Genomic DNA, 24,057 nt, shown 5'->3' with positions numbered 1-24,057 from the left:
GCCTTTGCCGTTCACAGCGGTCGCCGAGGAGCGGTGCAGCACGGCAGGGATCCCTCGGTCACACTGACGATCCGACTTGGTCCCGGTGTCCGTTTGCGTGTATTCATATCGAAGGCGTTCCGATTCGGTGGTCCGCCGACCGAAAGGGACCCGATGGGGAATGCTGTTGCCGTGCGCTCGTTGCGCGCGATCGCCGGTGTGATGGCCGGCGCTGTTCTGATCTCGTCGATGCTGCTGTCGACATCTCCGGCGACGGCGTCGAGCGCACCAGCCGCGGCCTCCACGCCTCAGATGGGACTGGGCGTCGCGGCGGCGGCACTGGTCGTCGGCACTCCGAAGATCGCCGGGACTCCTACAGTCGGGCAGGTACTGAAAACATCGCCGGGGACCTGGACCGCTGGCACGTCGTTCCGGTACCAATGGCTGGCAGACGGCGCACCCATTGCGAATGCGACTGCATCGACGCTGGCGCTCACCGTGTCCCTGGCGGGCAAGAGAATTTCCGTTACGGTGACCGGTGCGAAATCCGGCTTCGCCACGGCATCGAAGACGTCTGCGGCGACTTCTGCGGTCCTGCGCGTGCTGAACTCTGCGGTGCCGACGATCATCGGCACGCTCCGGGTCGGGCAGAAGCTCACCGCCAAGGCCGGCACGTGGACGACCGGCACTGTGCTCACCTATCAGTGGTACATCGCCGGCGCCGCGGCCTCCAACGGCAAAGCGTCCACCTTCACGCTGCCGCCCTCGGCGGCAGGCAAGACGATCTCGGTGGCCGTCACCGGGGCCAAGTCCGGATACGCGAAGACCACACGGACATCGAAGGCGGCGGCGGTTGTGTTCGGCCTCCTGACTGCACCAGTCCCCAAGATCTCCGGCATCGCGGCTGTCGGCGGCAAGCTCACGGCCGTGGCGGGGACGTGGACAGCCGGCACCGCGCTGACGTATCAGTGGTACGCGAGCGGTACGGCCATCACCAGGGCCACTGCCTCGACCCTCGCGCTCTCCAGCGCGCTCGTCGGCAAGTCGATCACAGTGAAGGTGACCGGCACCAAGCCGGGATACATCGCCGCAACGAAGACATCGACGGCAACCGGCAAGGTGCACTACCCGAACCGCACTGTCCCGGCATCCGACTGGGACTGCCCTGCTTGGGCGCCCATCAAGGGGAACGCCGACTCCGGCATCTATCATGTGCCGTCCGGACGCTACTACGAGAAGACCCGTCCCGAAGAGTGCTTCCGCACCGAGGCGGCCGCCGTCGCCGCGGGCTATCGCAAATCGAAGCTGTAGCAGTTCTCTCGTCTTCTCTGACCGGGGCATCATTCACCCGGATGTCACCTGCCATCGCTACCGTTCCCTCATGAGCAGAACAAGACGTCGCCTCGGAGCGGTGGGCATCGCCGCCGCCCTCATCCTCGGGGGCGGCGCAGCCGCTCCGGCCCTCGCCGCCCAGCCCGCGGCATCCGATCCGAAGAGCTCCCGCACCGACGCGCGATTCGCCACCTTCAATGCCTCGCTGAACCGCGGCGTCGAAGGTCAGCTGGTCAGCGACCTGTCGGTGCCGGGCAACGCGCAGGCGGATGCTGTGGCCGAGATCATCCAGCGCGCGAACCCTGACGTGCTGCTGATCAACGAGTTCGACTACGACGCCGAGGGCGAGGCGCTGCGGCTCTTCCAGGACAACTACCTCTCGGTGCCGCACGGCGGTGCCGAGGCTGTCACGTACCCCTACCACTACACGGCACCGGTGAACACCGGCGTCCCGAGCGGATTCGACCTCAACAACAACGGCCAGATGGCCGGAGGCGACGACGCGTGGGGCTTCGGACTCTTCCCCGGCCAGTACGGCATGGCGGTGTATTCGAAGTTCCCGATCGATGAAGAGGCCGTGCGCACCTTCCAGAACTTCCGCTGGGCCGACATGCCTGGTGCGCTGCTGCCGGATGACCCGTCGACGCCCGCGCCGGCGGACTTCTACTCGGAGGACGAGCTCGCCGCCTTCCCGCTGTCGAGCAAGTCGCACTGGGATGTCCCGGTGCAGGTGTCGAAGAACAAGACCGTGCACTTCCTCGTGTCGCACCCGACCCCGCCGACCTTCGACGGCCCTGAGGACCGCAACGGCACCCGTAACCACGACGAGATCCGGTTCTGGGCCGACTACATCTCCGGTGCGGACTATATCCACGATGACGCCGGCCGGTCAGGCGGGCTGCGCGGGGGAGACCTCTTCGTGATCGCCGGCGACCAGAACGCCGACCCGAACGACGGCGACTCGACAGCGGGTGCGATCGACCAACTGCTCGAGCACCCGGCCGTGAACACCCGCTCCGTTCCGACGAGTGCGGGCGGTACCGAGGCATCCGTCCTGCAGGCCGGTATCAACGCGGAGCACACCGGGGATGCCGCGCAGGACACCGCGGACTTCTCGGAGCCGCCAGGGAACATCCGGGTCGACTACGTGCTGCCCAGCCGTCAGATCCGCGTCGTCGACTCCGAGGTCTTCTGGCCCGAGCAGGCCGATCCGCTGGCTGCGCTCACGGGCGTCTATCCGTTCCCGTCCAGCGATCACCGTCTGGTGTGGTCGGACGTCGACGTGCCGGGGGCGAAGACCGGCCGCTGATCCGGGCGCTCGGGGCGGAGGGTCAGTCCCGGAGTCGTCGCGCGAGCGCGTCGATATCGGATGCCGTCATGCCGGCATCCTGCAGGTAGGCGCGCACGTCCAGACCGGACAGCCAGGCGTCGAGGGAGGCGACCCGATCGGCGATGCGCTCCTCGATCTCGTCGTCGCTGAACTTCGGTTCGACGTAGCCGCCCTTGCTGGGGTTCGGCATTGCGGGCAGATCGCGCGAATGCCGTCGGCTGGCCTCACGGAACCCCGCGGCATAGTCGAGCAGGATCGCTTCGCGCTCGACCTCGGCGAGCGTCAGCAGCATCGCGGCGACCATGCCGGTGCGATCACGTCCGCCGGCGCAATGGAACAGCGCGCCGCCCTCGGCCGAGGCCAGCGCCGCGAACACGGCGGCGAAACGCTCGGGGTACATGCGCGTGTTGTCGGCGTACGAGAGCGGGTGATCCAACCACGGGCCGCAGACGCGCATGAACTCGGCGTCGTCCGGGTTCTCGGTCGGGGCGTGCACGATCGAGACGCCCGCCGCCGCGTCGTCGGACAGCACAGGATCCGCGTCGCGCCGCGCCCGCTCCGGCTCGTTGCGCAGATCGATGATCGTGCGGACATCGGCGGAGCGCAGGGCGGCCCACCCGGCATCCGTCAGCGTCTCCGGCCTGCCGGATCGGTAGACGCGGCCGTGCACGGTCATCCCGCCGTCGATCAGCGGCATCCCGCCCAGATCGCGCAGGTTGAACGCGCCGTCCCAGTCGGTCACGCGGCCGTCAGCCGGCCGATCTCGGCGATGAACGCGTCGACGTCGCTCTCGGCGGTGTCGAAGCTGCACATCCAGCGCACCTCGTTGCGCGCGGCGTCCCAGTCGTAGAAGCGGAACGACTCGCGCAGGCGATCGGCGATGCCGTCGGGGAGTGTCGCGAAGACACCGTTGGCCTGGGTCGGCTGGGTGAACTCCACGCCGCGGATCGATCCCTCCGCGAGGCCGGCCTCGATTCCGCCGCGCAGTCGCTGGGCCATCGCGTTCGAGTGCGACGCGTTGCGCAGCCAGAGATCGCCCTCGAGCAGCGCGATCAGCTGCGCCGACACGAAGCGCATCTTCGAGGAGAGCTGCATGTTGAACTTGCGGGAGTAGAGGAGTCCGGCCGAGGCCTCGGGGTTCAGCACCACAACGGCCTCGCCGAGCATGGCGCCGTTCTTGGTGCCACCGAAGCTGAGCACGTCGACACCGGCATCCCGCGTGAAGGCCGCGAAGGGGGCATCGAGCGCTGCTGCGGCGTTCGAGATGCGCGCTCCGTCCAGATGCAGCTTCATTCCGCGCTCGTGCGCGTGGTCCGCCAGGGCGCGGATCTCGTCAGGCGTGTACAGGGTGCCGAGCTCGGTGGACTGCGTGATCGACACGACGAGCGGCTGGGCGCGATGCTCATCGCCCCACCCCCAGGCTTCGCGGTCCACGAGTTCGGGGGTGAGCTTGCCGTCATCGGTCGGGACGGTCAGCAGCTTGAATCCGCCGATCCGCTCCGGAGCGCCGCCCTCGTCGACGTTGATATGGGCGGTGGATGCCGAGATCACCGCACCCCAGCGCGGAAGCATCGACTGCAGGCCGGTGACGTTGGCGCCCGTGCCGTTGAAGACCGGGAAGGCTTCGGCATCCGCACCGAAGTGCGAACGGAAGACCTCCTGAAGCCGCTCGGTGTAGACGTCCTCGCCGTAGGCGACCTGGTGCCCGTCGTTCGCGGCGGCGATGGCCGCCAGAACCTCGGGGTGGATGCCGGAGTAGTTGTCCGACGCGAAGCCCCGGATCGCGGGGTCATGAAGGGTGCTCACCAGACAAGCCTATGTCGGATGTCCGTGGTGACGATTACTCTCGGAGCCATGGACCGCACCCTTGCGAAACGCGCCTTCGCGAACGTCCTCGTCAACACGCTCATCGCGAACGTGACGACGAGCTTCCTGTGGTTCGCGCTGACCTTCTGGGTGTACATCGAGACGCAGTCCGTGCTGGCCACCGGGATCATCGGCGGCGCGTACATGCTGTTCGTCGCGATCTTCGCGATGGTGTTCGGCACGATCGTCGACCGGCATCGCAAGCACGCCGTCATGGTGCTGTCGAGCGTGATCTCGGCGGTGGCGTTCGGGGTCGCCGGTGTCCTGTACATGTGGCAGCCCGAGTCCGAGCTGCTGAACCTGGGCGGACCGTGGTTCTGGCTGTTCTCGGGTGTCATCCTGTTCGGCGGCGTGATCGAGCAGCTGCGCAACATCGCGCTGTCGACGACCGTGACGCTGCTCATCGAAGAGGACAAGCGCGCCAACGCCAACGGCCTCGTCGGCACGGTCCAGGGGCTCGCCTTCCTGGTGACGAGCGTGTTCTCCGGACTGTCGATCGGCTTCCTCGGGATGGGGTGGACGCTCGTGATCGCCATCGTCGCGATGGGGTTGACGTTCGCGCACCTGCTGTTCGTGCGGATCCCCGAGGAGGAGCCTCACCCGGATCCGGATGCCTCGAGCGCGCTCGACTTCCGCGGCAGCGTGCGGGCCATCCGGTTGGCGCCCGGCCTGTTCGCGCTGATCATCTTCTCGACGTTCAACAACCTGATCGGCGGCGTCTACATGGCGCTGATGGATCCGTACGGCCTGACGCTCTTCAGCGCTCAGGCGTGGGGCTTCGCACTGGCGTTCGCGTCGACCGGGTTCCTCATCGGCGGCGCGCTCGTGGCCAAGTTCGGCCTCGGCAAGCGCCCGGTGCGCACGTTGCTGCTCGTCGTGATGGCGATGGGGCTGCTCGGAGCCGTGTTCATGCTGCGGGAGTGGTGGCCGCTGTACGTCGTCGGCATGTGGTTCTACATGATGCTCGTGCCGCCGGCGGAAGCCGCCGAGCAGACCGTGATCCAGAAGGTCGTCCCGTATCAGCGGCAGGGCCGGGTATTCGGCGTCGCGGCGGCGATGGAGGCCGCGGCAGCACCGATCACGGCGTTCCTCATCGCACCGATCGCCGAGTTCTGGGTCATCCCGTACATGGAGACCGCACCCGGGCAGCGGCAGTGGGGATGGCTGCTCGGCGACGGCGATGCCCGTGGCATCGCGCTCATCTGCCTGTTCGCCGGGATCATCATGGTCATCGTCGGCGGGCTGGCGTTCCTCACCCGCTCGTACAGCAAGCTCACCGAGCTGTACGCCGCGGCACCAGAGCAGGAGGTGGGGCCGGACGCCGAATCACCGGAGGCCGCACACGCAGGAGACGAAGAGGCGCACACCGACGCACACACCCCTGACGCACCGCCGCCCGTGCGCGGCATGCCACCGGAGTTCCCCGAGCATCACGACCGCTGAGTGCCTCGCGACCTCAGATCTCGATGACCGTGTCGTTCAGGTCCGCGGCAGCCTGATCCCACAGGCCGACCACTGCCGCCGCCAGGGCATCCGGTTCCAGGCTCTTCGCCCGGAAGACGACGGATGCCGCATGCAGCTGCTCCTCGGCATCCCGCGCCGCCTTCGTGAAGCCGTTCGCGACCGCCCGGGCCCAGGCCTCGCTCGCCGCCTTCACCGCGGCGTAGTTCGCGCCGCCGGCCAACGGCCGCGCGACGGCGGTCGAGGAGACGATCGCGAAGCGTCCGGCATCCGACGCTCGGAGCGCGTCATCGAATGCCCGGCTCGTCGCGCGTACGGCCTGCAGTGCGGGAAGGAGCGCGTCGAAGTCCTCGTCGCTCTGCCCGGCGAGCCCGCCGCCGCCGCGCCATCCGCCGACCAGAGGGAGCACGCCGTCCACCGGACCGATCTTCGCCGCCAGCGCCGTCATCGCCTCCAGCGAGGTCGCGTCGGCCACCTCGACCTGCGCACCGGCATCCCGCAGCGCCGCGAGCCGATCTGCGGAGCGTCCGGTCGCGATCACCTGCGCCCCGGCAGCCGCCAGAGCCCGCGTCACCGCCAGGCCCGCCACGCTCGTCGCCCCTGCGACGACCACCACGCGTCCCGCTGCGCTCATGATCTGCTCCTCCCGCTCCGTGCCGACTTCGCTCCGCCGCGCGGCCGGTATCTCGCAGAATCGCATCCTTCTCGCAGGAACTCTCGGATTTCCTGCGAGATCAGTGCTGTTCTGCGAGATCCGTGCATCGCCGCAAGCGCGCTCAGTCGTCCGTCCCGCGGATTCCTGCCGTCGACGCGATCACGTCGCGCATCTTCTTCTCCAGCGCCTCGAAGAACATCGACAGGGGGAACTCGTCGTCCAGCACGGCGTCTGTGTATCCCTTGGGCGGACCGCAGAGCACCTCGTCCGAGAGGCCGCGTGCCCAGACGGATGCCGGGTTCGGCGTCAGCACAGAGCTGACCAGTTCGTAGGCGGCGAGCCAGTGCGCGGTCTTCGGGCGGTCGATCGAGCGCCAGTACAGGTCGTCGATCGCAGATCCCAACGCGATCACGGCATCCGGAACCTCGGCCCAGTCGAAGGCGAGCTGCGTGTCGGTCCAGTGCAGGACACCGCGCTGGTGCAGCCAGGCGAACAGCAGCTGCCCGCCGAGACCGTCGTAGTTGCGCACGCGCGAGCCGGTGATCGCGAACCGGAAGATCCGGTCGAAGATCACCGCGTATTGGACGAGCGCGGCGTGCTCGAGCATCTGCTGCTCGGCATCCGACAGCTCATCGCCCGAGCCGACCCGCGCGGCCAGCCGCTCCTGAATCGCGACCGACGATCGGAAGGCGGTCAGATCGCACCGCAGCTCCTCCAGCGAGTACAGGAAGAAGGGCATGCGCTGCTTGATCATGAACGGGTCGAACGGCAGATCGCCGCGCATGTGGGTGCGGTCGTGGATGATGTCCCACATCACGAACGTCTGCTCGGTGAGGTCCTGATCGTCGAGCATCCGTGCCGCCTCGGCTGGGAGGTCGAGCTTCGTGACCTCGGATGCCGCACGCACGACGCGACGGTAGCGCGCGGCCTCGCGGTCCTGGAAGATCGCGCCCCACGTGAACGGCGGGATCTCGCGCATCGCGACCGTCTCGGGGAACAGCACCGCCGAGTTCGTGTCGTATCCGGGTGTGAAATCCACGAGCCGGAGCGAGACGAACAGCTTGTTGCCGTATTCGCCCGCCTCGAGCTCGGCGACGAACTCCGGCCAGATCGCCTGCACGATCAGCGCCTCGACGAGCCGGTCGGACGAGCCGTTCTGCGTGTACATCGGGAAGACGACCAGATGACGGATGCCGTCGACCCGGTGCTGCTGCGGCTGGAACGCGACGAGGGAATCCAGGAAGTCCGGCACGCCGAACCCGGATTCCGCCCAGCGCTGGAAGTCCGCCACCGACGCGCACAGATACTCCGCATCGTGCGGGAAGGCGGGGGAGAGGGCGCGGATTCCCGCGATGATCGCGGCGACGTGCTCTCCCGCGGCGGGGTGATCCGCGGCATCCGGGATCGATCCGTCCTTGATCTGCAGTTCGCGGATCGCGATCGCCGCATCCTTCAGCTGAGCCCACGCAGCACTCGTCTCAGCGAGAGAAGCGTCCTCGACGACCTCGGGTTCGCCGATGATGGCCTTGGCAGCAGGAAGAGTGGGCATCGGGACCTCCGATTCTGAGGTGTGACGGAATATCTCCGGCGAATACCGGATATCACCGATATTCTTCCATGTATGGAAGATGCTGTCGACCGCGCGATCATCACCGAGATCTCCCGCGATGCGCGCGCCACGCTCGCGCAGCTGTCCGAGGCTGTGGGGCTGGGGACGTCCGCCGTGCAGTCGCGTCTCAAGCGGCTCGAATCGCGCGGCGTCATCACCGGCTACCGCGCGCTCATCGACGCCGAGCAGGTCGGCAAGCCGCTCTCCGCCTTCATCGAGATCACCCCGCTCGATCCGGCTCAGCCGGACAATGCGCCCGAACTGCTCGAGCACCTCACCGCGATCGAGGCCTGCCACTCGATCGCCGGCGCGGCGAGCTACATGCTGTTCGTGCGCGTTCCGACGCCGCGGGCGCTGGAAGAGCTCGTGCGCGACATCAGGCTGGCGGCCAACGTGAGCACTCGCACGACGGTCGTCCTGCAGACCTTCTACGAGCACCGTCCGATCGTCCCGGCCGAGTAACGGTTCAGAGCACCGCGCCCACCATCGCCTCCCCGAGCGGCGTGCGCAGATGCAGCATCCGATTCCCGTCGCGTTCGCTGGCGATGAGTCCGGCATCCCGCAGGATGCCGAGGTGGTGGGATGCCGTCGAGACGGCGATCCCGGCATCCCTGGCCACGTGCGATGTGGTGCGGGCGGATCCGGCCGCGAGCAGGATGTCGGCGCGCGCCGGCCCCAGTAGGGCGCCGAGCGCGGCATCCGTCTCGGCGGAATCGCGTGCCCACCCGGCCGTGACGCCGCGCGCCGGATAGAACAGCGTGGGCTGCGCCGGCGGTTCGGTGAGCACCATGCACCCCCAGGACGACATCACCGAGGGCACGAGGACGAGCCCGCTGCCGCGGCAGTCGACCTGCTCGCTGTGCTTGCGCAGCTGCACCCGCACCGCGCCGTCGCCCCAGCTGACGCGCTCGTGCAGGTCGCCCGCCATGGCGGAGATCCCGGATGCCGCGATCGTCCGCGAGCGCGTGGCGATGTCGGCGCGCAGGATGCGCTCGAGCTGCGGCCACACCGGGGCGAGCGCTGCATCCCAGACCTCCGACCAGGCGTCGGCGATCATGCGCCGTGCGCGGATCGGATGCGCCTGCATATCGCGCAGCGCCTGCTGTCTGGCGCCCTGCGAGCGCAGCACCATCTTCCCGAAGTCGAGGCGCATCGGCTCGAGCGCTGCCGTGCGCAGGGCGTCGACCTCGGCATCCGGAGTCATGTCCCAGCGCGGGGCGGCCGTGAGGAAGTCCGGCATGTAGCCGTCGTCGCCGATGACCGCGGCCAGCAGGGCGAAGCTGTCCCGAGGGAGACGCTCGCGCACCGAACGCAACCAGCCCCACTGCAGCGGATGCTGCGCCGGACGCAGCAGCACCCGAACGGCGTGAGCGAGTTCGTGTCCGGGGGAGATGCCGAAGCGCACGGCCTGGATGTCGCCGGGGCTCAGCTGGAACTCGACGCGATGGTCCGGGTGCTCGACGCCTTCGACCGGACGGGTGTTTCGATCCACATCGAAACTCTAGGACGCCGTCCGCGCAGTGTCGAGACTGGAGCCATGAACAGCACAACGCTTCCCGAAGGGGTCGTCGCCGCAGCGGATATCCGCATGGGCAGTGGCCGCAGCCGCAAGTTCGTCGGGCAGGAGCACGGCGCCGACGTGTCGTACTTCTACGTCGAGAACCAGCCCGGCGAGGGGCCGGGACTGCACTGGCATCCGTACTCCGAGACCTGGGTGGTGCTCGAGGGCACCGCCCGCATCACCCGTGCAGGCGAGAGCTTCGACGCGGTCGCCGGAGATACGGCGACCGTCGCGCCGTACGTGCCGCACGGATTCGTGAACGCCGGCACCGGCGTGCTGCGCATCCTCTGCATCCACGCATCCGCCATCATGATCCAGACGTTCCTCGACGAGGACTGAACAGGAGACCCGCATGTCCTTCCAGGCGTACCTCGACAACATCGAGACGAAGACCGGCCTCACCCCGCGCCAGTTCGTCGAACTCGCGACGCAGAAGGGGTTCGGCGCCGACACCAAGGCGACGCCGATCCTCGAATGGCTCAAGGCCGACTACGACCTCTCCCGCGGCTACGGCATGGCGCTCGTGCACGTGATCACGAAGGGGCCGCAGATCAGCAGCAAGCACGTCGGAACCGACGGCGCTCATGCCGACGCCACGGACACGCTGTGGCTCGACGGCAAAGACACCAACCCGAACCTCTGAAAGGGCCGGACATGACTGTACGCGTCGATCTCAACATCTCCCTCGACGGCTTCGCGGCCACCGCCGACCAGACCCCAGAGGACCCGATCGGGAAGGACTGGATGCACCTCGTCGCGGCCTACACGGCGACCCGCACGATGCAGCAGCGCGTGTTCGGCGACTCGTCTGGCGCCGGCACGACCGGCGTGGAGGAGAAGTACGCCTCCGCCTACTTCGAAGGCATCGGCGCCGAGGTCATGGGTGCGGGCATGTTCGGCCTGCACATCTACGGCGACGACCCCGAATGGCGCGGCTGGTGGGGAGACGAACCGCCGTTCGGCTGCCCGGTGTTCGTGCTCACCCACTCTCCGCGGCCGTCGATCGCGTTCGACAACGGCACGGTGTTCCACTTCGTGGATGCCGCACCGGAAGACGTGCTCCGGCGGGCGGCCGAGGCGGCCGGAGAAGCCGACGTGCGCATCGGCGGGGGTGTCGACGTCGTGCGGCAGTTCCTCGCCGCCGGGCTCGTCGACCGGCTTCATGTCGCCGTCGTCCCGATCGTGCTCGGCCAGGGCACACGCCTTTGGGACGGTCTTCGTGGACTCGAGAGCGACTACGACGTCAGCAGCGAGGTCGCAGAGAGCGGCGTGACGCACGTGACGTTCCAGCGGCGCTGACGCCGGCTGCCACGGGGTCCATCAGCGCGCCCACTATGATTCCCCCGTGGCATCCAGCAAGCGATCTTCCAAGAAGCGCCCCCGTACCAGCGGCAACCCGGCCCGACGGCCCATCGTCGAGGCGCCGCCGGTCACGTTCGGCGACTGGGTCGGCGCCGCGCGCCTGCGCACCCTGCCGCTCGCGGTCGCCCCTGTCGTCATCGGCACCGGCGCCGCACAGATCGTCGACCCGCGCCTGCACTGGGTCATCGCACTCGCGTGCCTCGCGGTCGCGGTCCTGCTGCAGATCGGCGTGAACTTCGCGAACGACTACTCGGACGGCATCCGCGGCACGGACGCGCATCGCGTCGGGCCCGCTCGCCTCACGGCATCCGGTCGGGTTCCGGCGAAGAACGTGCTCATCGTCGCGCTCGTCTTCTTCGTGCTCGCCGCGGTCTCAGGCCTCGCGATCGTCATCCGCACGCAGCAGTGGTGGATGCTGGCGGTCGGCGCCGTGAGCATCATCGCGGCGTGGTTCTACACCGGAGGCAAGCGCCCGTACGGGTACTTCGGGCTCGGCGAGGTCTTCGTCTTCGTGTTCTTCGGCCTCGTCGCCACCCTCGGAACGACATGGGTGCAGGCCTTCGCCCTCCCGCAGGAGGCCTGGCTCGGCGCGATCGCGGCCGGACTGTTCGCGTGCGCCGTGCTGCTGGCGAACAACCTGCGCGACATCGATCAGGACCGGGCCGTCGGCAAGCGCACGCTGACCGTGCTGATCGGCCGGCGGGCGACGCAGGTGCTGTACACGCTGTTCCTGATCGTGCCGTTCCTGATCTCGAGCTTCATCGCCCTGCTGTACCCGATCGCGTGGCTGGCTCTGCTCGCACTGCTGGCGGGCCTGCCTGCGCTGGCCATCGTGTGGAGCTATCGCAAGGCGAGCGAACTCGTGATCGCGCTGGGGCTCACCTCGCTCACGGCGCTGCTCTACGCGGGAGCGCTGTACTGGGCGTTCGTCGGCTGACGCCTGGCCTGCCGGTCGCCCCGAGGCTCAGTCGGTGGCGGCGTCCTCTGCCGCGGCATCCTCTGCGGCCGTGCTCGTCCGGTTCTGGCCGGAGCGGCGCTGGTGGATGTCGGACGAGGCGTCCGACAGGGGCTTGCGCAGGAACAGGAACGAGATGCTCATGCCGATCAGCGCGGCGAAGATCGCGGTGAGCCACCAGTACTCCCGCAGGATCGGGAAGAACAGCCACATGATCGCGAGCGGGACGACGAACGCCAGCAGGCGCAGCACGGAGTACACGAGGAGCGGCGGGATCTTCACCCGTCGAGTCTAAGCGGCGCGCCTGTGCGGCATCCGGAGGTCGGATGCCGCACAGGAGGTATCAGCTGCTGCGACGGATGGCGCGGATGCCGACGATCAGCCCGACGACGGCGACTGCGGCGCCGGACAGCCAGCCCCATGCGACGGCCGTGTCGCCGAAGTCGCCGGCGAACAGCGCCCTCTCGGCCTGAACCACCCAGTTGACGGGATTCACCGCGGCGACGGCGCGCATCCAGCCGGGGCCTTCGTCCAACGGCAGCAGCATGCCGGACAGGATCAGCAGCGGGAAGATCAGCGACTGCTGGACACCCCAGAACAGCCATTCGCGGTTCTTCGTCCCGAGGGCGAGCGCGTAGGAGAGCGAACCGAGCCCGACGCCGAAGACCGCGAGCAGCGCGAGGCCGGCGAGCAGTCCGAGCGGGTTGATGGTGAATCCGAACGGCAGCGCGATGAGCACGATGATGAGGGCCTGCACCACGATCGGCGCGACCTCCTTCAGGGCGCGTCCGATGAGCAGCGACGAGCGTCCGAGCGGTGCGACCAGCGTGCGCTCGTGCGAGCCGGTCATCATCTCGTACTGCAGGTTGGATCCGGTCGCTCCGGTGCCGAACAGCACGATCATCACGAGGACGCCGGGGACGAACCACTGCAGCGTCTCACCGGCGGGCTGTCCGGAAGAGCCGATCAGCAGCGGCGCGAACAGCCCGAGGAACACCAGCGGCTGCAGCAGGCTGAAGATCAGAGTGAACGGGTCGCGCAGCGTCGGGCGCAGTTCGCGGACGAGCACGTTGCGGGTGTCGCGCAGCAGGTTCGCGTGGACGAGCGTGTCGGTGGTGGTCATGAGAGGACTCCCGTCTGGGTGGTGGTGACCGCGGATTCGGTGTCGGCATCTTCGGCCGTGGCAGCGTCTCCCTCGCCCGCTTCGCGCAGCGTTCGCCCGGTGAGCGCGAGGAACACGTCGTCGAGTGTGGGCGGGACGCCCGTGGCGCGACTGACGGCGATCCCCGCGGCATCCAGCTCGCGCACGATCACGGGAAGCAAACGGTCGCCGTCCGGGACCGCGAGCGAGAGGGATGTCCCTTCGCGGGTGACCTCGCGTGGGGTGAGTTTCGCGACGATCGGGTGCGCTGCGGACGCCTGCGAGGCGTCCGCGAACCCGAACGTCAGCACGTCGCCCGCGAGCGTCGCCTTGAGAGCATCGGCGTGATCGTCGGCGATGATACGGCCGCGATCCATGACCATGACCCGCTCGGCGTAGCGGTCCGCCTCCTCGAGATAGTGCGTGGTCAGGAACACGGTCGTGCCGTGCTGGCGACGCAGCTGGAGGATGTGCTCCCACAGGTTCGCCCGGCTCTGCGGGTCGAGGCCGGTGGACGGCTCGTCGAGGAAGAGCAGGGGAGGAGCGTGCATGAGCCCGAGCGCGATGTCGAGCCGGCGCTTCTGCCCGCCGCTGAGCTGCTGGACGGTACGGGTCGCGAACCCGCCCAGGTCGAGCGATTCGATCAGCTCGTCCGCTCGTCGGATGCTGTCGCGCCGCGTCATCCCGTAGAAGGCGCCCTGACTGAGCAGCTCGTCGCGCACGCGCTGGGCGAAGCTGCCGCTCGTGAGCTGGCCGACGTAGCCGATCCGGGCTCGCACACCAGCGGCATCCGCCCGGATATCGTGTCCGACCACGCGTGCCGTGCCGGAGGTGGGCGGGATGAGGGTCGTGAGCATGCGGAGGCTGGTCGATTTCCCCGCTCCGTTGGGCCCGAGGAAGGCGACGAGTTCGCCCCGGGTCGCTGCGAAGGTGAGGTCGGTGACAGCCGCAACCTCGGCCTTCTTGACGGTGAAGACCTTGGTGAGGCCCTCGGTCTCGATGATGTGTTCGTCAGTCATGACTCGAGCGTAGAAAACCATGCGGACAGATCCTGTCCGCATGATCTGGCAATCTTGACGATATGACCGACACCACCTCCCGCGCCCTCGCGCTGCTGAACCTGCTGCAGACGCATCGCCACTGGTCCGGCGCCGAACTCGCGCGCCGCCTCGAGGTCACCGAGCGGACCGTGCGCCGCGACGTCGATCGACTGCGCGAGCTGGGTTACCGGGTCGAGTCCGCACCGGGCGCGGCGGGCGGGTACCGCCTCGAAGCGGGCAGCGCGGTCCCCCCGCTGCTGCTCACCGACGACGAAGCGGTCACGATGGCGATCGGACTGCGGGTCGCGGCGACGCAGCAGCTCGTCGGCGGCGCCGAGGTGACGCTCACGGCACTCGCGAAGCTCGAGCAGGTGCTTCCGTCTGCACTGCGCCGACGAGTGAACGCGCTCGCCGGCGCGGTTCAGCCCGCGCGCATCGGGGAGGGTCCCTCCGTGTCGCCGGTGGTGCTGGGGGAGCTCGCCCTCGCCGCTCGCGACAGCGAGCGCGTGCGGCTGCGCTACACCGACGGGCAGGGGGCTCAGAGCATCCGCCGGGTCGAGCCGCACGTGCTGTCGCCGGCCGGACGCAGGTGGTACCTGCTGTGCTGGGATCTCGATCGCGATGACTGGCGGACGTTCCGCGTCGACCGCATCGACGACATCGAGCACACCCGCGTGCTGTTCTCACGACGGGAGATCACCGAGGAGGAGGTCGCCGAGCGCATCCTGATCGCGACCTCGTGGTCGCCGCAGAAGATCGAGGCCGACGTGGTCATGGAGCTGCCGATCGAGCAGATGCAGGAGTACTTCGGCGTCTGGGCGCAGGGCGCCACCGCCGAGACCGGCGGCCGCACGCGCTGGCCGATCGGGGGCGGCGACTGGCGAGAGGCGCTGTACGGGATGCTCTACATTCCGGCCGGGGTCGACTACGTCACGGATTTCCCTGAGCCCGGTCGTTCCGAGCTGCGCGAGTCGCTCACCCGGGTGCTGAAGGCTCTGGACGCCGAGCCGCCGGTGCCGCGTCATCCCGCGTCATCCGCTGACTCATAGTGTTATCCCAGCTTGCAGTCCTGGCCAGGAAGATCACGGGCAGGTAACGTCGATTGCGTTGCAAGACATCGCGGCGATCCGGGCGGTCCCGGGCTCCAGCTCATACCTGGAAGCGCTGCGGGTTCGACTCCCGCCGTCGCGTCCACTCCGTTCGGATCGATTCGCGCCTTCCGCGTAATAGTTCGGCACTTCCTCGCTCTCTCCCTGTGACGGGCCACCCGAATGGCCCGTCGACTCGTGTGCCGCATCACGCGGCACCTCGCGAAGGCGCGTGAAGGTCACGCGCCTTTCTGTGTGTTCGTGCGCTGTGGTGGCGTGCGTTGGGGACAAAGGGGAAAAATGTCCAAGGACGATTCGGCGCGCCCTCGCGCGCGCACTCTCATGCACTGGTTGGCCGGGATACTGGTCGCCCTGCTCGCCGTCGGAGGCGTCGGCACGCCGGCGTTCGCTGCGGGCGGCAAGGTCACGCTGTTCCCGGTGGAATCCGGAAGCGAGCACAACGGGATGCCGGTGCTGACCGAAGGCGGGACGTACAACCTGCAGCTCGGCTACGGGAGCATGGACGACGGAGCGGTGGTCGAGATCACGCTGCCCGAGGGGATCACGATCCCCGATCCGGCGCTCGTCGTGCCGGCGGGCAACACCGCCGTCGAATCACTCGAGGTGAACGACGCCGGACACCTGGTCGTGACGTTCAAGGACCCGTTCCCGACCGACGTCAACCAGGGTGTGCTGGATCTGCAGTTCACCGTCGACGTGGTCGAGCAGTCCGAGGTCCGCGATCTCGTCTGGGAGGTCGATGGTGAGCAGACCACGCAGACGGTCATCGTGACCGACCAGGGCGACTCGCCGCGCGACACCGCGACCGGCGCGAGCAAGTCGGCCGCCTGGGTGTCGATCCCGCACACGGTCGTCGACGGGACGGTCGTCCTCGACGAGAGCGTCCTGGACATCGAGATCCCCTACACCGTGACGATCTCGAGCGCCGAGGCTCGTGAGATCACGCTGTCCGACACTCTCGGCGCGCACCTGGCGTTCGTGGACGGTTCGCTGTCCGGTTCGAAGGTCGTCCGCGATGAGAACGACCTCAACCCGGTCATCACCGAGCTCGACGGCCTGCCCGCCATCTCGGGCACGACGTTCAGCTACGGCTTCGATGCCGAAGCCAACTCGGTCTACACCTTCGCCTACAAGGCGCGGATCGCGGATGCCGAGGCGCTCGCCGCTGTGCGGGACGAGCTCCAGGCCGCGTACGACGCCGTCGACAAGGTCAATGGCGGCGGCTACTCGGTCGCGCTGACCAACGCCGCCGAGATCAACGGCGAGAAGCGCACGACGACCACGACCATCAGCGGCTCGGTCAAGGGGCAGGACCGCCCCGGCACCGGCGAGGCGTTCAGCAAGACCGCCGACCCCACCGCCGTTACGCTCGACGAGCAGCTCGCGGCAGGTGCGACCCTGACCGACGGCATCCCCGTGACGTACACGCTGGGTGCCGACCTGACCGTTTTCGCGGACTTCGCCGACGGACCGTTCGCTCTGAACCGCAACGTGGTGATCCGCGACACGCTCGCTGATCAGGCGTCGTGGAACATCGACGACGAGGGCTTCCTCCGTCTGGTGGACCAGAACGGCGACGAGGTCGTGCTGACCCCGGCATCCGATCTGTCCGGCAATGCCGAGACCGCGATCGCAGCCGACGAGTATGTCGGCACCTACGTCGTGTCCGGCCAGACGATCTACCTCAACGTCGGCAAGGACACCACGAAGAGCTACACGCTCACGGCGAAGGCGACCATCGAGTCGCTGTCGCAGTGGCCGACGTACGAGACGCAGTACGAGACCCGGTATCGCGTCGACAACAACGCCTACTTCATCTACGCGGACGGCCGCTACGAGTCCAAGGGCGCGTCGACGACCATCACGGTTCCGAAGAACACGGACGACGGTGTCGACGACCCGAGCAAGTTCGCCAAGACGACCCAGGGCGGCACCGTCACGGTCAGCTCGGGGACGTCCGCGCTGATCCCGTACACGTTCACGATCGGTCAGGGCGTGGGGGATGCCGCAACTTCGCGCATCGTCGACGACATCGATCACGACGTGTTCGACGTCACGGAGGAGACGCTGCCGCAGATCAAGGCGTCGATCACGGGGACGTACGCCTGGAACTACCCGCTGGACGGCGACACGTTCGACGTGTCGATCGATGAGGCCGGCGACCTCGTGATCGCCCCGAACGCGGAGTTCCCGAAGGATGCGTCCTGGGGCGCGTCGGCGCCTGCGCCGTACACCGGGACGTGGAACATCACGATCTCGCTGCCCACGCATGTGCTGCAGGGCAAGCAGACGCTCGACGTCGTGAACTCGGCGCGCTACGAGGGTGCCGATCAGGAGCTCGTGTACACGTCGAGCTCGAGCACGACGGCCACGAGCTACGGCAACGAGATGGAGGTGCGCAAGCGCGTCTACGACGCGGCGACCGGCACCTTCACCTCGAACCTGCGGGTCGAGACGGACGACACGGGCGCGCTGGTGCAGGACGAGTTCGTCTACCGTGTCGAGCTGATGCCGCACGGCACCTTCGCGAACATGGTCGAGGACGTCGTCGACCGGCTTCCGGAGGGCGTCGAGTTCGTCGGATTCGTGGATGACGCAGCGTCCGGGGTGACCACCGATGGGTCGACCTACGCGATTCCCGGTTCGCAGCTCGTCGCCTCGTACGACGCGGATGCCGAGACCGTGACCGTCGAACGCGGTCGCGTGACGCCGGGCGAGACGGTCGCGCTGCACTTCACGGTTCGCATCGTCGAGCACGAGCCGAACATGGGCATCACGAACGTGATCGGAGCGGCTGGCGCGACCATCACGCCGACGAACGACTATCCGCTGAGCCTGCTCAAGCGCGACAGCACGAACGCGGCGAAGATGATTACGGACGCCCATGCCCGGTTCTCCGTGCTCGGGGCGGATCAGAGCACGGTCGTGCTGAGCGACCTGCGCGTCACGGACGGCAAGATCGTCACGGCGGACGGGGCGACTCCGGTCGTCGCGGAGCCCGGTGTCTACTGGCTGCGCGAGGACGTCGCTCCGGCCGGATACGAGAAGGCTGCGGAATCGAGCCGGATCGTGGTCGGTGAGGACGGCGGCTCGGCCGACGTCGTGCTGTTCAACACGCCAGGCGAGACCGTCGAACCGGAGCGGACGTACGCCATCGGCGACGTCGTCTGGATCGACGCGGACAAGGACGGCACGCAGGAGGAGTCCGAGCAGGTGCTGCCGGGCGTCACTGTCGAGCTCATCCGCGACGGAGAGGTGATCGGCACGACCACGACGGACGAGTTCGGTCGCTACCTGTTCGACGAGCTGCCGGCGGGGGAGTACCAGGTGAAGTTCACCCTGACCGATGAGCAGAAGGAGATCTACACCTTCACCACGGCGGATGCCGGGGATGACGATGCTGCGGATTCCGACGCCGACCCGGCGACGGGTCTGACCACCACGATCGTGCTCGGCGAGGACAACACGCGCCTCACGCTCGAGTATCCGTGGGGCGAGGTCCGGGCGACGGAGGGCATCGACCCGACGTGGGATGCCGGAGTGATCGTGCGGGACGAGCCGGTTGATCCGGTGGATCCGGTTGATCCGGTTGATCCGGTCGACCCGACGGATCCGGTTGACCCGGTTGATCCGGTCGACCCGACGGACCCGACCGACCCGGTGGATCCCGTTGATCCCGTGGACCCGGTGGATCCGGTGGATCCGGTGGATCCGGTGGACCCGGTGGACCCGGTGGATCCCGTGGATCCGGTGGACCCGGTGGATCCGGTGGACCCGGTGGATCCGGTGGACCCGGTGGACCCGGTGGATCCGGTGGATCCCGTGGATCCGGTTGATCCGGTCGACCCGACGGACCCGACGGACCCCGTGGATCCGGTCGACCCGGTGGATCCGACGGACCCGACCGACCCGGTCGAGCCGACGAACCCCGTGGAGCCCGTCGACCCGGTGAACCCGGGGCCGACGGACCCGACCGTTCCGGTGACGCCTGAGCAACCCGCACCGGTGACGCCCGACATCGGCGGGGTCGACCCGGCTCACCCGGGTACGCCGGGCGTGAACGAGCTGCCGCGCACCGGCGGTTCGCTCCCGCTGGGCCTGGCCGCGACGGCGCTCGTGCTGCTGTTCGCGGGTGGAGCGGTCCTGTTCTGGCGGCGCCGCAGGGCCTGACGTGCAGACGAACGGGACGGCGCGAACGCGCCGTCCCGTTCTGGCCGGTCTTCAGTCCCCCTCCGTCCGGAAGCCGGCCGCCTTGTGCGTCCCATCGCAGAACGGCTTGATCGCGGACAGTCCGCACCGGCACAGGGCGACCGTGCGCCGGTTGCGCTGCACGGGCTCACCCTCCGGTGTGCGCAGGTCGACGTCTCCGCGCACGAGCAGCGGACCGTCCGGATACGGCGTGATGGTCGCGCGCTCGCGGGTCATGAGCTCGCCCCCGCTCGCAGCGAGGATTCGCCGCGGGACCAGGCATCCAGCATGTGCCGACCGACCCAGCCGTCGACCGTCAGGCAGGCCGCGGCCCCGAACATGATGTCCGCCAGCAGGTCAGGGCGGTCCTCGGCGAGAGCGCCGGCGAGGTCTCGGGCGGCGATCTGCTCGTGGACGGCATCCGCTTCGACGTGCTCGTCGAAATAGTCGGTGACGTCGTCTCCGAAGCCGAGCCGGCGCAGACCGTCGGCGTACAGGCGGTTCGGGATCGACGACGTCATCTCGAACGCGGCGAGGTGGCCGACGATCGCTCCGAGCAGGCGCCGGTTGAGCCCGAACATCGACATCATGTTGTGCGAGGCGAGGGTGATAGCGGGAACGTCGTCGACGTAGGTCCCGTAGGCGTCGTCCAGCCCTGCCCCGCGCAGGGAGGCCGCGAAGATCGTCGCGTGGACGCGCTCAGGGCGTCCGCCGCCGTATTCGTCGGCCTGGATCTCGACCAGAGCGGCTTTGGCCCGCCCCTGCAGGCGGGGGATCGCCCACGAGTGGGGGTCGGCTTCTCGCAGCGTGTACACGGAGCGCTGGATGAGGAACTCCCTGGCCTGCTCCGCCGTCGCCGTTCTCGCGAGGTGGCGCGACAGGCTCGGTCCGGAGTCCGCCGCCGTCAGCGCGAACAGCGACCGGGCGACGGCGTCGGCGGTGCGCGGTGGCAGGTCGGGCTGCGGAACCTGCGCTCGCAGCGCCTGCTCGAACCGCTCCTCCAGCATCCGTCGCGTCGCGATCAGCTCCGGGTCCCACTCCTTGTCCGGCGAGAACGACTCGATCGAGCCGTAGGAGGAGGCGTACAGGGCGAAGAGGGCGAGCTGGATGTCGTCGTCGCGGACGATATCCGGGGTCTGCGCGAGCGCCCGTCCGGCCAGTTCGCCGTGGTCGAGGTCGGCGGGTCCACCGCCGAGGTGCTGCAGGACGGCCTCGCTGAGCGGGCCGCGTCCGGAGAACGGGAGGTGGACGGCGGGGGCGACAGCAGTGAGCGTCACGATGATCTCCGATCCTGGATGCGATCGGCGCGACCCGATCCTGGTGTCTCCGCAGTCTGTCGTTTGCGGCCCGGGGCGGGAACGGCCTTGACCGGCGGCCGGGGGACAGGCTACGAGCCGAGCTCGTGCGGGGCCGACATCGTCGTTGGGGGCCGACGCGCAGACAAGCGGCCTAGACTGAGGGCGTGGTTCGACTGTTGTTCATCGGAGGCCTGCTGGCCCTCGTCTTCTGGGTGTTCAGCATCGTCGACTGCGCGGTGCAGCCGGCGACGCGACATCGTGGCGTGTCCAAGGGCGTCTGGATCGCGATCGTGGTCCTGATTCCTGTCATCGGCGGCATCCTCTGGTTCACGATCGGCCGCTTCCGCGCCGGCGGCAAGGGCGTGGCACGCTCGGTCGCACCGGATGACGACCCCGAGTTCCTGCGCAGCATCAGCAAGACCGAGCAGGACGACCGCATCCGCCGTCTTGAGGAAGAACTCGCCCGCCTGGACGACGAGAACGACGGCCCGGCGGAACCACGGTCGTGACGGCCTCACCGGCCACGGATGCCGCGGCGTCCCTGATCGCGTCGCTCATCGCGCACGGCGTGCGCGATGTCGTGCTCTCACCGGGGTCGCGCTCGCAGGCGCTCGCGCTCGCCGCGACGCACTTCGCCCGACAGGGTTCGCTGCGCGTGCACGTGCGGATCGACGAGCGGGTCGCGGGCTTCACGGCCCTGGGCATCGCCCGTGAGCAGCGGGCGCCGGTGGCGATCGTCTGCACGTCCGGAACCGCGGTGGCGAATCTGCTGCCCGCCGCGATGGAGGCGTTCCACGCCGGAGTGCCCCTGCTGCTGCTGACTGCAGACCGTCCGCCGGAGCTGCGAGGAGTCGGCGCGAATCAGGCGACCATCCAACCCGGGCTGTTCGCACCGTTCGCGCGACTCAGCCTCGACGCACCCGTGCCGGGCGACGACGACGCGTTCGACTGGGCGGCGCTCGGCGAGCGGGCGGTATCGGTCGCGCTCGGTGCCGTCGACGATCCCACCCGGCCGACCGCGGCACCGATCATGGGCGTCGCAGGTCCGGTTCATCTGAACCTCCCGTCCCGAGAGCCGCTGTCGGCGGCTCTCGCATCGTCTGTGACGGCGACGCCGGGGCCGGCCCCCAGCACGGCCCCGATGCCGCCGCTCAGAGTGCACCACGGGCCACGGACACTGGTCGTCGCCGGCGCCGATGCGGGTCCGGACGCCGAGGCCGCAGCGCACGCCGGCGACTGGCCGCTCATCGCGGAGATCGTCAGCGGAGCGCGCTTCGGACGCAATCTTGTGCACGGGTATCGTGCACTCCTGCGCGATCCGCAGCTCGGGGGCCGCATCCAGCGCGTGATCGTGTTCGGGCATCCGACGCTCAGCCGCGAGGTGACCGCCCTGCTGCGCCGAGCCGACGTCGACGTCATGGCAGTGCAGTCCGGCGGCGAGGCGCTGAATCTCAACGGGCGGACGACCTCCGCGGCATCCGTCGTGGTGGCCGAAGGCGAGACCGACCGCTCGTGGCTCGGTGCGTGGCGGGCGGCGTCGGCCACGGCATCCGTCGATCTGTCCGATCCGGCACCGGACACCGACGGCCTGCTCTCCGCCGATGCGGCGATCAGACGCGATGCGGTCAGCGCCGAACTCGCCGCCGTCCGCCGGCCCGTGGACAGGGCGCTGCTCGCCGATGCCGTCTGGCGGGCGACCTGGCCGCACGACCGGCTCGTGTTCGGTTCCTCCCGACTCGTCCGCGTCGCGGACGCGGTGCTGCCGGGCAAGAAGGTCCCGGTGCACGCCAACCGTGGCCTCGCCGGAATCGACGGCACGATCGCCACAGCCATGGGCATCGCGATCGCGAGCCGGGCCGCCGGCGCCGCGGGCATCACCCGCGTGCTGCTCGGCGACCTCACGCTGCTGCATGACGTCGGTTCGCTCCTGCTCCCGCCGGACGAGCCCGAACCGCGCCTGCAGGTGATCGTCGGCAACGACCGCGGGGGGACGATCTTCGATTCGCTCGAGGTCGCATCCGATGCCCAGGGTGAGGACCTCGATCGCGCTTTCTACACCCCGCACACGGTGGGGATCGAGCACCTGGCGCGCGCGTACGGCTGGGAGTATCAGCGGGTCACGACCCGGTCGGCGCTCGATCAGGCGCTCACGACTCCGGCCGGTGGGCGCCAGCTCATCGAAGTCCCGCTCGAGCGCTGACCGAGCCCGAGCCCCCGCGCGAACCCGGGCATCCGGCATGATGGGCGCATGAGCACACACGGCTGGCACGCCGACGCATCCGAAGTCTTGCGCGTGAGCGAGGGGTTCCGCCTCGCGGATGTCGATCCGCACGGCACCCCGGGATACGACGGCGACAAGCTTCGCGGCCATCAGGATCTCGCCACCCGCGTGCACGACCTGGACGAACTGCAGGAGCGACTGTGGGCCGAGAGCCGTGCCGGAAAGACGCAGGATGCCGTGCTGCTCGTGCTGCAGGCGATGGACTCCGCGGGCAAGGGCGGAATCGTCCGGCACGTGGTCGGCGGTGTCGACCCGCAGGGCATCGAACTCGCCGCGTTCAAGGCGCCCACCGAGGAGGAGCGCGCGCAGGACTTCCTCTGGCGGGTCGAGAAGCGACTGCCCTCGCCCGGCTACATCGGCGTGTTCGACCGCTCGCACTACGAGGATGTCCTGATCGGCAAGGTCCGGTCCCTTGCGGATGCCGCGGAGATCGAGCGACGCTACGACGCGATCAACGAGTTCGAGGCGCGGGTCGCGGCATCCGGAACCCGGATCGTCAAGGTCATGCTGCACATCTCGCCGGATGAGCAGAAGGAGCGCCTCATGGAGCGGCTCGATCGCCCGGACAAGCACTGGAAATACAACCCCGGTGACGTCGACGAGCGGATGCTGTGGCCCGCGTACATGGACGCCTACCAGACCGTGTTCGACCGGACGTCGACGGATGCCGCGCCCTGGTATGTCGTGCCGGCGAACCGCAAGTGGTACGCGCGTCTCGCCGTGCAGGAGCTGCTGCTCGCCGCGCTGCAGGACATCGACCCGCAGTGGCCGGCGGCGGACTTCGACGTCGCCGCGGAGAAGGCGCGCCTCGCCGCGAGCTGAGCGTGCCCCTGTCGCCGAGGAGGTGTCGCGTGTGGTCGCCTGGGGGCGTGCAATGCGACCATTTGCGT

At 68.8% G+C, this 24,057-nt stretch carries 23 protein-coding genes and 1 tRNA gene; 14 read left to right on the top strand and 10 right to left on the bottom strand.

Translation table 11 applies throughout. The features are described from left to right. Positions 1–171: 171 nt before the first annotated feature. On the top strand, positions 172–1,290 hold the full coding sequence (locus AC3ANJ_RS15200) for a sunset domain-containing protein (RefSeq protein ID WP_488317007.1): 1,119 nt from the start codon (positions 172–174) through the stop codon (positions 1,288–1,290). A 70-nt stretch (positions 1,291–1,360) separates the two neighbouring features. Next, positions 1,361–2,620 (top strand): endonuclease/exonuclease/phosphatase family protein, encoded by a 1,260-nt coding sequence (locus AC3ANJ_RS15195; protein WP_488317006.1) that lies wholly within the window; start codon positions 1,361–1,363, stop codon positions 2,618–2,620. A 22-nt stretch (positions 2,621–2,642) separates the two neighbouring features. Here AC3ANJ_RS15195 and AC3ANJ_RS15190 read toward each other — a convergent pair whose 3' ends face one another. Together AC3ANJ_RS15190 and AC3ANJ_RS15185 are read right to left on the bottom strand one after the other, a co-directional pair. Then, complete coding sequence (locus AC3ANJ_RS15190; RefSeq protein WP_488317005.1) at positions 2,643–3,383, bottom strand: tyrosine-protein phosphatase; 741 nt, start codon at positions 3,381–3,383, stop codon at positions 2,643–2,645. Beyond that, positions 3,380–4,447, bottom strand: a complete 1,068-nt coding sequence (locus tag AC3ANJ_RS15185; protein WP_488317004.1) for a threonine aldolase family protein — start codon at positions 4,445–4,447, stop codon at positions 3,380–3,382. The genes AC3ANJ_RS15190 and AC3ANJ_RS15185 overlap by 4 nt, the downstream gene beginning before the upstream one ends. A gap of 48 nt (positions 4,448–4,495) precedes the next feature. On the opposite strand from AC3ANJ_RS15185, the gene AC3ANJ_RS15180 reads away from it, so the two are divergent. After that, entirely contained in the window at positions 4,496–5,950 is a 1,455-nt protein-coding gene (locus AC3ANJ_RS15180; RefSeq protein ID WP_488317003.1) for an MFS transporter, read from the top strand. Positions 5,951–5,963: 13 nt separating this feature from the next. Here the strand turns inward: AC3ANJ_RS15180 and AC3ANJ_RS15175 are convergent, their stop codons facing one another. Both AC3ANJ_RS15175 and AC3ANJ_RS15170 read right to left on the bottom strand, forming a co-directional pair. After that, positions 5,964–6,602, bottom strand: a complete 639-nt coding sequence (locus tag AC3ANJ_RS15175; RefSeq protein ID WP_488317002.1) for an SDR family oxidoreductase — start codon at positions 6,600–6,602, stop codon at positions 5,964–5,966. Positions 6,603–6,744: 142 nt separating this feature from the next. Then, positions 6,745–8,172 (bottom strand): DUF6421 family protein, encoded by a 1,428-nt coding sequence (locus tag AC3ANJ_RS15170; RefSeq protein ID WP_488317001.1) that lies wholly within the window; start codon positions 8,170–8,172, stop codon positions 6,745–6,747. 72 nt (positions 8,173–8,244) lie between these two features. On the opposite strand from AC3ANJ_RS15170, the gene AC3ANJ_RS15165 reads away from it, so the two are divergent. Next, entirely contained in the window at positions 8,245–8,694 is a 450-nt protein-coding gene (locus AC3ANJ_RS15165; protein WP_406250485.1) for an Lrp/AsnC family transcriptional regulator, read from the top strand. Positions 8,695–8,698: 4 nt separating this feature from the next. Here the strand turns inward: AC3ANJ_RS15165 and AC3ANJ_RS15160 are convergent, their stop codons facing one another. Next, on the bottom strand, positions 8,699–9,724 hold the full coding sequence (locus tag AC3ANJ_RS15160; protein WP_488317000.1) for an ArsR/SmtB family transcription factor: 1,026 nt from the start codon (positions 9,722–9,724) through the stop codon (positions 8,699–8,701). Positions 9,725–9,769: 45 nt separating this feature from the next. Between AC3ANJ_RS15160 and AC3ANJ_RS15155 the strand changes: the two genes are divergently transcribed. From AC3ANJ_RS15155 to AC3ANJ_RS15140, 4 genes are read left to right on the top strand one after another with little or no spacing between them, the layout of a single operon-like run. After that, entirely contained in the window at positions 9,770–10,132 is a 363-nt protein-coding gene (locus tag AC3ANJ_RS15155) for a cupin domain-containing protein (RefSeq protein ID WP_406249133.1), read from the top strand. Positions 10,133–10,145: 13 nt separating this feature from the next. After that, positions 10,146–10,436 carry a DUF4287 domain-containing protein gene (locus AC3ANJ_RS15150; protein ID WP_406249134.1) on the top strand — a complete coding sequence of 97 codons (291 nt, stop codon included), beginning with the start codon at positions 10,146–10,148 and terminating at the stop codon, positions 10,434–10,436. Positions 10,437–10,447: 11 nt separating this feature from the next. Then, on the top strand, positions 10,448–11,092 hold the full coding sequence (locus tag AC3ANJ_RS15145; RefSeq protein ID WP_488316999.1) for a dihydrofolate reductase family protein: 645 nt from the start codon (positions 10,448–10,450) through the stop codon (positions 11,090–11,092). 46 nt (positions 11,093–11,138) lie between these two features. Next, a complete protein-coding gene (locus AC3ANJ_RS15140) occupies positions 11,139–12,092 on the top strand; it encodes a 1,4-dihydroxy-2-naphthoate polyprenyltransferase (RefSeq protein WP_488316998.1) in 954 nt (317 codons plus the stop codon). Between the two features lie 27 nt (positions 12,093–12,119). On the opposite strand, the gene AC3ANJ_RS15135 is transcribed toward AC3ANJ_RS15140, so the two are convergent. From AC3ANJ_RS15135 to AC3ANJ_RS15125, 3 genes are all read right to left on the bottom strand, one after another. Beyond that, positions 12,120–12,392 carry a DUF4229 domain-containing protein gene (locus AC3ANJ_RS15135; RefSeq protein WP_488316997.1) on the bottom strand — a complete coding sequence of 91 codons (273 nt, stop codon included), beginning with the start codon at positions 12,390–12,392 and terminating at the stop codon, positions 12,120–12,122. 61 nt (positions 12,393–12,453) lie between these two features. Further along, positions 12,454–13,233, bottom strand: a complete 780-nt coding sequence (locus AC3ANJ_RS15130; protein WP_488316996.1) for an ABC transporter permease — start codon at positions 13,231–13,233, stop codon at positions 12,454–12,456. After that, positions 13,230–14,270 carry an ATP-binding cassette domain-containing protein gene (locus AC3ANJ_RS15125; protein ID WP_488316995.1) on the bottom strand — a complete coding sequence of 347 codons (1,041 nt, stop codon included), beginning with the start codon at positions 14,268–14,270 and terminating at the stop codon, positions 13,230–13,232. The genes AC3ANJ_RS15130 and AC3ANJ_RS15125 overlap by 4 nt, the downstream gene beginning before the upstream one ends. Before the next feature lie 62 nt (positions 14,271–14,332). Here AC3ANJ_RS15125 and AC3ANJ_RS15120 point away from each other — a divergent pair, with 62 nt between their 5' ends. From AC3ANJ_RS15120 to AC3ANJ_RS15110, 3 genes are all read left to right on the top strand, one after another. Next, entirely contained in the window at positions 14,333–15,340 is a 1,008-nt protein-coding gene (locus AC3ANJ_RS15120; RefSeq protein ID WP_488316994.1) for a helix-turn-helix transcriptional regulator, read from the top strand. Positions 15,341–15,409: 69 nt separating this feature from the next. Continuing rightward, positions 15,410–15,485: transfer RNA gene (locus tag AC3ANJ_RS15115), tRNA-Met, on the top strand. Between the two features lie 194 nt (positions 15,486–15,679). Then, positions 15,680–19,570 (top strand): SdrD B-like domain-containing protein, encoded by a 3,891-nt coding sequence (locus AC3ANJ_RS15110; protein ID WP_488316993.1) that lies wholly within the window; start codon positions 15,680–15,682, stop codon positions 19,568–19,570. A 51-nt stretch (positions 19,571–19,621) separates the two neighbouring features. On the opposite strand, the gene AC3ANJ_RS15105 is transcribed toward AC3ANJ_RS15110, so the two are convergent. Together AC3ANJ_RS15105 and AC3ANJ_RS15100 are read right to left on the bottom strand one after the other, a co-directional pair. Beyond that, positions 19,622–19,825 carry a CDGSH iron-sulfur domain-containing protein gene (locus tag AC3ANJ_RS15105; protein ID WP_488316992.1) on the bottom strand — a complete coding sequence of 68 codons (204 nt, stop codon included), beginning with the start codon at positions 19,823–19,825 and terminating at the stop codon, positions 19,622–19,624. Continuing rightward, on the bottom strand, positions 19,822–20,865 hold the full coding sequence (locus AC3ANJ_RS15100) for an iron-containing redox enzyme family protein (protein ID WP_488316991.1): 1,044 nt from the start codon (positions 20,863–20,865) through the stop codon (positions 19,822–19,824). Before AC3ANJ_RS15100 ends, AC3ANJ_RS15105 begins: the two co-directional genes overlap by 4 nt. A 185-nt stretch (positions 20,866–21,050) precedes the next feature. Between AC3ANJ_RS15100 and AC3ANJ_RS15095 the strand changes: the two genes are divergently transcribed. From AC3ANJ_RS15095 to AC3ANJ_RS15085, 3 genes are read left to right on the top strand one after another with little or no spacing between them, the layout of a single operon-like run. Next, on the top strand, positions 21,051–21,395 hold the full coding sequence (locus tag AC3ANJ_RS15095) for a PLD nuclease N-terminal domain-containing protein (protein ID WP_488316990.1): 345 nt from the start codon (positions 21,051–21,053) through the stop codon (positions 21,393–21,395). Beyond that, on the top strand, positions 21,392–23,086 hold the full coding sequence (gene menD, locus AC3ANJ_RS15090) for a 2-succinyl-5-enolpyruvyl-6-hydroxy-3-cyclohexene-1-carboxylic-acid synthase (RefSeq protein ID WP_488316989.1): 1,695 nt from the start codon (positions 21,392–21,394) through the stop codon (positions 23,084–23,086). The genes AC3ANJ_RS15095 and menD overlap by 4 nt, the downstream gene beginning before the upstream one ends. A 48-nt stretch (positions 23,087–23,134) precedes the next feature. Then, positions 23,135–23,989 (top strand): PPK2 family polyphosphate kinase, encoded by an 855-nt coding sequence (locus AC3ANJ_RS15085; RefSeq protein ID WP_488316988.1) that lies wholly within the window; start codon positions 23,135–23,137, stop codon positions 23,987–23,989. The last annotated feature ends 68 nt before the right edge of the window (positions 23,990–24,057 follow it).

Source organism: Microbacterium sp. STRO-1N (genome assembly GCF_057748015.1).
This window is presented reverse-complemented; position numbering and strand designations above follow the sequence as displayed.